This is a genomic window from Microcoleus sp. S36a_B3 (assembly GCF_036700745.1).
In the GTDB taxonomy this organism is placed as follows: domain Bacteria; phylum Cyanobacteriota; class Cyanobacteriia; order Cyanobacteriales; family Microcoleaceae; genus Microcoleus.
In genome coordinates this window covers 446,297-454,811 of record NZ_JAUBPN010000002.1, presented here as the reverse complement: position 1 = coordinate 454,811, position 8,515 = coordinate 446,297, and the positions used below count along the sequence as shown (strand labels likewise).

At 44.4% G+C, this 8,515-nt stretch carries 8 protein-coding genes and 1 riboswitch; of the genes, 4 read left to right on the top strand and 4 right to left on the bottom strand.

Annotation, left to right across the window (positions count from 1 at the left end):
• Window positions 1–79: 79 nt before the first annotated feature.
• The gene (locus QUA01_RS03930) at window positions 80–1,654 is read right to left on the bottom strand and encodes an FAD-dependent oxidoreductase (protein ID WP_228050336.1); all 1,575 of its coding nucleotides are present in this window, start codon (window positions 1,652–1,654) and stop codon (window positions 80–82) included.
• Between the two features lie 246 nt (window positions 1,655–1,900).
• Window positions 1,901–2,620 carry a Uma2 family endonuclease gene (locus tag QUA01_RS03925; protein WP_333092750.1) on the bottom strand — a complete coding sequence of 240 codons (720 nt, stop codon included), beginning with the start codon at window positions 2,618–2,620 and terminating at the stop codon, window positions 1,901–1,903.
• A gap of 291 nt (window positions 2,621–2,911) precedes the next feature.
• Window positions 2,912–3,058: riboswitch (cobalamin riboswitch) on the top strand.
• Between the two features lie 61 nt (window positions 3,059–3,119).
• Between QUA01_RS03925 and QUA01_RS03920 the strand changes: the two genes are divergently transcribed.
• From QUA01_RS03920 to QUA01_RS03905, 4 genes are all read left to right on the top strand, one after another.
• Window positions 3,120–3,839, top strand: coding sequence for an energy-coupling factor ABC transporter permease (locus QUA01_RS03920; RefSeq protein WP_333092797.1), 720 nt, complete (start codon window positions 3,120–3,122; stop codon window positions 3,837–3,839).
• Between the two features lie 4 nt (window positions 3,840–3,843).
• On the top strand, window positions 3,844–4,173 hold the full coding sequence (locus QUA01_RS03915) for an energy-coupling factor ABC transporter substrate-binding protein (RefSeq protein WP_333092751.1): 330 nt from the start codon (window positions 3,844–3,846) through the stop codon (window positions 4,171–4,173).
• Entirely contained in the window at window positions 4,170–4,970 is an 801-nt protein-coding gene (gene cbiQ / locus QUA01_RS03910) for a cobalt ECF transporter T component CbiQ (RefSeq protein ID WP_333092752.1), read from the top strand. The genes QUA01_RS03915 and cbiQ overlap by 4 nt, the downstream gene beginning before the upstream one ends.
• A 190-nt stretch (window positions 4,971–5,160) precedes the next feature.
• Complete coding sequence (locus QUA01_RS03905; RefSeq protein WP_333092753.1) at window positions 5,161–6,231, top strand: DUF2207 domain-containing protein; 1,071 nt, start codon at window positions 5,161–5,163, stop codon at window positions 6,229–6,231.
• A gap of 419 nt (window positions 6,232–6,650) precedes the next feature.
• Here QUA01_RS03905 and QUA01_RS03900 read toward each other — a convergent pair whose 3' ends face one another.
• Together QUA01_RS03900 and QUA01_RS03895 are read right to left on the bottom strand one after the other, a co-directional pair.
• The gene (locus QUA01_RS03900; protein WP_333092754.1) at window positions 6,651–7,505 is read right to left on the bottom strand and encodes a metal ABC transporter permease; all 855 of its coding nucleotides are present in this window, start codon (window positions 7,503–7,505) and stop codon (window positions 6,651–6,653) included.
• A gap of 135 nt (window positions 7,506–7,640) precedes the next feature.
• On the bottom strand, window positions 7,641–8,396 hold the full coding sequence (locus QUA01_RS03895) for a metal ABC transporter ATP-binding protein (protein ID WP_333092755.1): 756 nt from the start codon (window positions 8,394–8,396) through the stop codon (window positions 7,641–7,643).
• Window positions 8,397–8,515 lie beyond the last annotated feature (119 nt).

Genomic DNA, 8,515 nt, shown 5'->3' with positions numbered 1-8,515 from the left:
AATGACTAATGACTAATGACTAATGACTAATGACTAATGACTAATGACTAATGACTAATGACTAATGACTAATGACTTCTTAAGCAATAGCATCCGCACCGACAAGTGTCTCGAATTGCGCTAATAGCGTTCCATCAGCATTGTTTGCAACTCCAAAAATTTTAGGTAACTGACCTGTTTCAACGAGAACTTGTCTCACTTCTCCGTTAGATATATCAGCTAGATTTTTGTTATTTAGAATAGCATTAATGGCAGCGATACCGACACCTTGACCAACTACGGCGTTGAATTCAACAATTCTGCCGACAGAACAGGCAAACCCTTCAAATCCAGAGCACGGACTGACAACTGCCAGGTTAGGAATGTTTTTCATTAATGCGTGGCGGATGCCAATATTGAAGGTAGGCTGTTTAAAACTCAGACTTTTTAACCACCCTAAACTGTTGGCTTTTTCCCCCATACCGGGGATGCCTCCGCGTACATCAAAATGATAGCTAAATGTTGCCAGTGCTTGATTAGCCGGTACGCCACCTAACAGCATTTGTGCGCCCGTTAAAGGTTCTACAACTCCTGTCACATTGCCTGCGTGTCTGATATACAGTTCTGAGGCAGAAGTAACAGAAGTAGCCCCCAAACTCCTCAGCCAAGTTGCTACGAATAACATCTCTTTTTGCATATTAGCCGTCGGTTTGCTACCGCTTTTAGCTAAGGCTTCTGCTTCGCTGCTGGTGACTGCAAATAATAGCGCGTTCCACGAAAGTCTGCTATTGGGAAGTATTGCGATATTTCCCTCGTCTAAAATTACGCCGGTTTCAGGAAAAGATAGCTTTGTTCCTCTAAAGGAGTGGTAAGCTACAGACAGCGCGGGCGATCGCACGTCGATGTAATCGTTGCCCGCCCACAGAGTTTTGAGATTTCCTCTACTGTCGAGCATTTCCTGTCGGAGTTCTTCTGCTAGTTTGACATCCTTGCCTGCAGCGTACAGCAAAAATTTTTGACTCTCAGAATCGGCGAGGTTTGTGAAGCGTTTTAGATAAATGTAATCGAGTTCTTTGAGTCTTCTTGTACTGAGTCCTTGGGTTTCAAAAACGAGGGTGACTGGAAGTTCGGAGTTTGGCAGACCAAAGGTTTCAAATCCCTTTAGCTTTTTCGCGCCGGCAGCTTGAGCTAATTCGCCATTGACAGTGGCATCAATAAATTGCTTTCCTGCATAAACTATGCCTTTAGATGTGGTTATGCTGGCAATTCTTTGGCGTTGTTTATTGACTGATTGAATTTCTACTTTGCTGAGGAGATCGACGCCTGCTTGTGACAGCATTTCTTGCAGTGCTGCGCTGGCTTTGCGGGGATCAAGCGCGATCGCACTGACACCGGATTTTTGCAGAAACTCTTGATAGATTGTCGCCGGTGAACCAAAGGTATCTAACTTTAAAGATTGTCGCAGTTCTTGAGCTAGCTGACATCTATCTAAATAAGCAAGGCCGCCTCTGACTAAATGCCCGCCAATTCCTTCTTGCAAGTTTGCTTTAGACATCAGCAAAACCCGCGGATAACGCTTTGTCCGGCGGCGGTATTCTCGGGCTGCTGAGATAACGGCTAGAACTCCCGGAACTTCATCCCCAAAGCCGATGACATCGTAAAAACGCAGATCCATGACCATTATTTAATAACCTCTCCTGATTTTCATTGTTTTGAGCTGTTTTTCAAGGTTTGCTATCAAACTATCTGTCTGTTCCAAATAAGTCCGCATCTTTCCTAATTTTTTTGATAAATATTCATACATTCCCGGACGCGGAAACCGGGTTTTTCGAGAAAATTATCGGTTGAGGGCGATCGGGCGTGGAAAAATCAGATTGGCGATCGCCCGCAGAGTACCTCTGTGTCGCACTCTTGACTGCAATCAGCTTATATTATCAGGATCTATCCCCAACTCTCGCAATCGTTCAGCTAGTCGATCGGCGCGCTGCGATTCCTGTTGTGCGCGCTGCGATTCCTGTTGTGCGCGTTGCGCCGATTCTTTCACCTGTTCTTCTGGAGTAAAATAACGTTTTCCATCAGCATCGTACCAATACAACCACTCCCTTGTCACCCCAGAATAATTGCCCCTTTCACAGCCAATTCCCAAACCTATCTCTGGCATCCAAACAGGATTTCCTGACTGTAACTCGTACTTGCCATTGACTAGCTTGTGTACTTCCAAATGAGGTTTGCGACGGCGGCGAGAAGAGTAAATAACATAGTAAAGTATGCCTAAACTTTGATATTCTTCCAATTTGGCGGTATATTCCTTGCGATAAGTTGGGGAAACAACTTCGAGGACAAAAGTTGGCATCACTTTTTCCTCCCACACCGCGTAACTGGGACGCAATTCTTCGTCATAAAACCGTTGCACCCCTAAACTCAAGAAAGCATCTGGCACAATCGGAGGTTTTTCCGGGTGATGGTAAAGACCCATATCTATACCAAAAAACCAGTCCATGCGTTCTGCCCAAAGTATGAGCAATATTGCTTTTAGCAATCCTGGGATTAATTCTTGCAGTTCGTTATCCACTGGTGTTTCATCTGAGTCTGGTAGTTCGTCGGCTGAGGGCCAGTGCGTCGGAAAGTTGTAATTTAACATGGCGGGTTTCCTCAAAACTCATTAATATTATAGCGTTTAGTTGTTTGGCTATAATTTTGTATTTCCTAAAGATTTTAACGAACCGCGAAGACGCAAAGGACGCGAAGGAAGATAGATTAAATTGTGTTTGCTGGCAGTTTTATTGTTTGTCATTGCGAGGAACGAAGCAATCCTAAGTGTTGGCGATTGCTTCGTTCTTTGCAATGACAGTTGAAGCTGTCGGACACAATCTAAGCTAGTTAATTTGAAATATTTTGGTAAAGTATTCGGCTGAGAGTTGCGCGATCGACTATACTAAGCTAATCATTCGGTTCTAATGGGGAGCAGCCATTAGAGGAAACGGGGAAAGTTCGGTGTAAGTCCGGCGCTGTCCCGCAACTGTAATGAAAGCTATGTCGCTTTCTGAGTCAGGATGCCCGCCGATGTGTTTGTTTACATAGTCTCATCTGCGAGGTTCAGCGTGAAGGCCAGAAATCGGAAATTAGTCAGCCTGGGATTGATGGCTGGCTTGAGTTGTTATATTGTCCTCGGTTCGGCAACGCCCGCCGCAGCTATGCACATTTCGGAAGGTTTTTTGCCGGTGCAATGGGCGGCGTTTTGGTGGATTGTGGCGTTACCTTTTTTTCTAGTTGGTTTGCGATCGATCGCCCGCATTACCAAAGAACACCCGGAACTTAAATTACTGTTAGCTTTGGCGGGCGCGTTTACTTTTGTGCTTTCTGCTTTAAAAATTCCCTCGGTAACGGGGAGTTGTTCTCACCCGACGGGTACTGGTTTGGGGGCGATTTTATTCGGCCCTTCGGTGATGGCTGTACTCGGCGCTTTAGTGCTGCTTTTTCAAGCGATTTTGTTGGCCCACGGCGGCTTGACTACCCTGGGAGCAAATATGTTTTCGATGGCAATTGTTGGCCCTTTTGCTGCGTATTTTATCTATCATTTGCTGATGCGAACTGGTAGTCAGCGGGCGGCAATTTTTTGTGCTGCGGCTTTGGCGGATTTGCTGACTTATGTGGTGACTTCGATTCAATTAGCATTGGCTTTTCCCGCAGCAAGCGGCGGTTTTGTAGCTTCGTTTCTCAAGTTTGCTAGCATTTTTGCAATTACTCAAGTTCCTCTGGCTATTAGTGAGGGATTGCTGACTGTATTGGTTTGGAATTGGCTGCATTCCTACGGGAAGCCGGAGTTGGAAACTTTGAAGTTATTGAGACAGGAGTCATAAAGTCGTGAATCAAAAACCTACAAATCAGCAAGCTACTTCGCGGGAAAATTGGCTGTTGGCTGGTGCAGTGATTATTCTGGCTGTGATTCCCCTAGCATTTGTTCGGGGTGAATACGGCGGTTCCGATGACCAAGCTAAGAAAGCAATTACCGAAATTCAACCGGATTATAAACCTTGGTTTAATCACTTAGTTGAGCCTGCTAGCGGAGAAATTGCTAGTCTATTGTTTGCGTCTCAAGCGGCGATGGGGGCTGGCGTAATTGGCTACGTTATTGGGTTATATAAAGGCCGATCGCAATCTCGGCAAAATTCCGATCGCAAAACCTTGGAATGAACCATCAAATTGATAGTCTGGCTTATACAAATCGCTTGCGCGGTTTGCCGCCATCTCACAAACTATCATTTGCGATCGCCCTTTTAATCCTGTCTCTAGTTTCCCATGTAGCGGTGCAGTTGTCGATCGCCCTATGGTTGACAATCTGGATCGTCGTTTATGCGGGAATTCCGGCGAAACTATATCTGCGGTTGCTGTCGCTACCGCTGATGTTTTTGCTGACGAGTTTGCCTGCTTTGGCGATGGGTGCGGTTGGGGGCGATCGACTCCCAGAAATTCAGTGGGATATTTGGCAAGGTTGGGGAATTAGCATCGGCACTTTTTATTTCTATGTGAGCCGCACTGGAATATACCAAGTGAGCTTGCTGTTTGCCCGCGCTTTCGCATCCACAAGCTGTATGTACTTCATCCTGTTGACAGTACCATTTACCGAAATTTTGCAGATTCTGAGACAATTACGCTGTCCAGAGTTAGTCACAGAACTGTTATTACTAATGTACCGCTTTATTTTTAGCTTATTGGCGATCGCCGACGAACTTTGGACAGCCCAAAACTCCCGCTGTGGCTACCGCACTTGGAAGCGGGGAATGCACAGTTTAGGCATTTTAATCGGTCAATTGCTGCTGCGAACTTTAGAAAACTACCGTCAAGTTTCCCTGACTTTAGCCTCGCGCGGCTTCAACGGAGAACTCCGCGTTTGGAACTCCTACCCTTACAAACCCTCCCGCAGATATACATTTGAAGCCGTATTTGGCGGCACGGTTTTAACTTTGTTAAGTGTAGTATTTCAAAGTTGAGAAGAAATTAGGAAATGAGGACACGGCACTGCCGTCTCCTCTATATTATTCCGGTGCAACCGGAATTGATATGAATTCCCTGCCCGACTGAAGATATGACTTTTATGAACATAATTAATGATTTTTATGAATTGACTCCCCAATAAACCTGTTGAATAATTGTACTCAACACTTATCTTGTGGAAATCCTATGATAAATAAACGCATCCTCAAAAGAATAGTTTTTTCATTACTAGCATCATTAACCCTACTGTTAGTCACAGTGACTCATGCCACAGCCCAACAGCTACCGTTTTACTGGGATAACATCAATGTTGCGATCGACGTTCAGACAAACGGAGATATGTTAGTTACTGAAACGCAAAAATATGTATTCACAGCAGCCTACAACAATGAACGGTATCGCTATATTCCTTTAGATAAAGTCGATGAAATTAAAGATGTGACAGTTGCCGAAAACAATCGCATAATTCCTAGTAGCACTGGAACAGAAAACAATCAACTTTGCATTCGTTGGGAACATGAATTAAAACCGCCAGATACACATACTTTTATCATCAAATATCGAGTTGTAGGTGGATTGCAGTTAGATGGTGAGAATACTCTCGTTTATTGGAAAGCCATTGCAGCGGGTCGGAAAGCGCCAGTTAATACTGGAAAAGTTACGGTAAATTTACCAGATGCTTTGTCAGGGAAAGTTCTCTCGTTTACGAATTTCGGTGCAGCAGCGGTTCCCCGTCAAGTAGATCCGAAAACCTTTGAATTTGTGGCAAGTCAGGCTATTCTACCGGAACAAGAATTAGAAGTGCACATTGCATTTCCCCAGGCAATTCTGAATATACCTCAACCTGGTTGGCAACAAACTGGCAACCAATCTCAATCTTCTTCGGGAGGAGGAAACCCTTTCGTAGACTTCTTTCTAATGATTTTCTTATTCATAGCAATGATGACATCGCCGATATGGATAGGTGTGCTTTACTTAATTTTAGTAATGATTTACGTCTATTTTATAACATTCTGTTTTAGATGTAAAAAATTCATGCTAGACACTAATAGACAAGTAATCTCTACAGCTACGCCAAGGAATAAAGGGAAGGATAAAGTTATCCGTCACTGTGAAAATTGCGGTTATCACCATGAAAAAATAGTTGTGACGACTTACGTAGATCCGAGTAGTGGCGGCGGTGGCGGTGGTGGCGGTGGTGGTGGTGGCGGTGGCGGTGGTGGCGGTGGCGGTGGTGGCGGTGGCGGTGGCGGTTAATATCAACGGAACTTACGCATTACAACCAAAGAAACCGGGTTTTTACTGAATCTGTTGACTGTAGCGAAGTATTGTCGCAAAAAACCCGGTTTCTGACTATTTTTATGGACTGCTCATGATTATTTTAGGGTAGGGAAACGGCATTGCCATATCTGAATTTGCTTTGTTTTGAGATACACCGATCGCACTCCCTACAAAATCCTATTCCCAATATGACCTTTATGAACTCAATTTATCGTTACCAGGCTCTGCCTGGGAATGCGTATAGCTGGGCGATCGAGTTTTCTTAACTTCTATTTTTGTGGAAGTTTTGCTAGCAAATTTGTATGAAGATATTAACTTTGATGTTATACCTAATCCGGCTTAAATACCTAGACGAATTAGGCTTGTCTAAGAGCGGTTTTAACCGCCCACTCTTATTAATCGATCGCCCGTGAATTCCTCGCCCTGACTAACAAACCGTGTTTCGGAGCAAAAATCATCGCCAACACAAACAGCAGCGTTTGCAAAACAACAATACATCCACCCGTCGCCCCATCTATGTGATAGCTGATATAAGTTCCCATGACGCTAGAAAATACCCCACTCGCCATCGCAATCAACATCATCCGGTCAAAATTATCGCTCAATAAATAGGCGGTTGCTCCCGGAGTCACCAACATTGCTACTACTAAAACAATCCCAACAGTTTGAAGTCCAGCCACTGCGGTGAGCGATAGCAAAGATAGCAGCACGTAATAGAGAAATGTGATATTTAAACCGATCGATCGCGCGTGAGTCGAATCAAAACAAAACAAAATTAAATCTTTGCGTAAAACTGCCAGCGTCACTAAGGTGATGACACTAATAATTACAGTTTGAACAATATCTGAATCGGAAATGCCTAAGACATTGCCAAATAAGATATGCGTCAAGTCGATCGAACTTCTGACTTTAGAAACTAACACTAAACCAAGGGCAAAAAATCCAGTAAACACTAAACCGATTACCGTATCTTCTTTGATGCGAGTTTTCGCTTTGATAAAGCCGATCGCAATTACCGAGCCCACACCAAACACAAACGCCCCCACCGCCAAAGGAATATTCAGCACATAAGCAATCACAACCCCCGGCATCACCGCATGGGAAACCGCATCACCCATCAATGCCCATCCTTTCAAAGTCATGTAGCACGAAAGCGCCGAACAAACAAGCCCGACCAAAGCACTGATTAAAATTGCTTTTAGCATAAACTCATGCTGCAACGGCGCGGCAAACCACTGAATTAAATCCATTATTTTTTCTCCAAATCGACTTGAGTTAACTGAGATCGGACACCACAATCAATAATCCTATAGGGGCGGATTCGCGATCGGGCATTAAACGTGCAAACCCACCAAAAAATCCTTTGTTGACATTGCTACAATATCTCAGGTTGACCGACTTTTTGCAGACGAAAAATCGCCAACGGAACCTCCAAAAGTTCGCGAAAGATTTTCCTCTGTAAACACATCAGAGGTATTACCATAGGCGAGAATACTGCGATTAATTAACACTACTTGGTCGCAAAACGTGGTAATAGACTCTAGATCGTGAGTTGAAACGAGAATTGTATGTCCTGTTTGACGCAGTTCCATCAACAAATCAATCATCAATTTCTCAGTTTTGATATCGACTCCAGCAAAGGGTTCATCCAGTAGCAAAACCGTTGCCTGTTGCGCCAGAGCCCGCGCAAAAAAGGTGCGTTTCTTTTGTCCGCCGGATAACTCTCCGATTTGCCGATCGCGCATCGGCCACATTTCCACCCTTTCCAAGCTTTCTCGCACCACTTGTTTGTCCATCGATCCAGGAATCCGCAACAGATTCATGTACCCGTAGCGCCCCATCATCACCACATCGCGAACATTCACCGGAAAATTCCAATCTACCTCTTCCGACTGAGGCACATAGGCAACCAAATTGCGTTTTTGCACTTGACGAATCGGCAACCCATTAATTAAAATGCGTCCGGTGTTTGGCTTCACAAATCCCATAATCGCCTTGAACATCGTCGATTTTCCCGCGCCATTCATCCCAACCAAACCGCAAATCGTCCCCGCCTTGAGTTGCAGCGAGGCGCTGTGCAAGGCTACTTTGCCGTGATAGGCAACTGTCACATTTTCAAGATTGATGCCGATTTCATTCATCTTTTTTATTTTCCTTAAGTAACTTTACTTAATTAAACGTAAGATACAGATGGCTAAAAAGCTTGCTGTATGAGAATTCTTCCTTCTTCCGACGGACATCTGACTGATGACGTTGGACG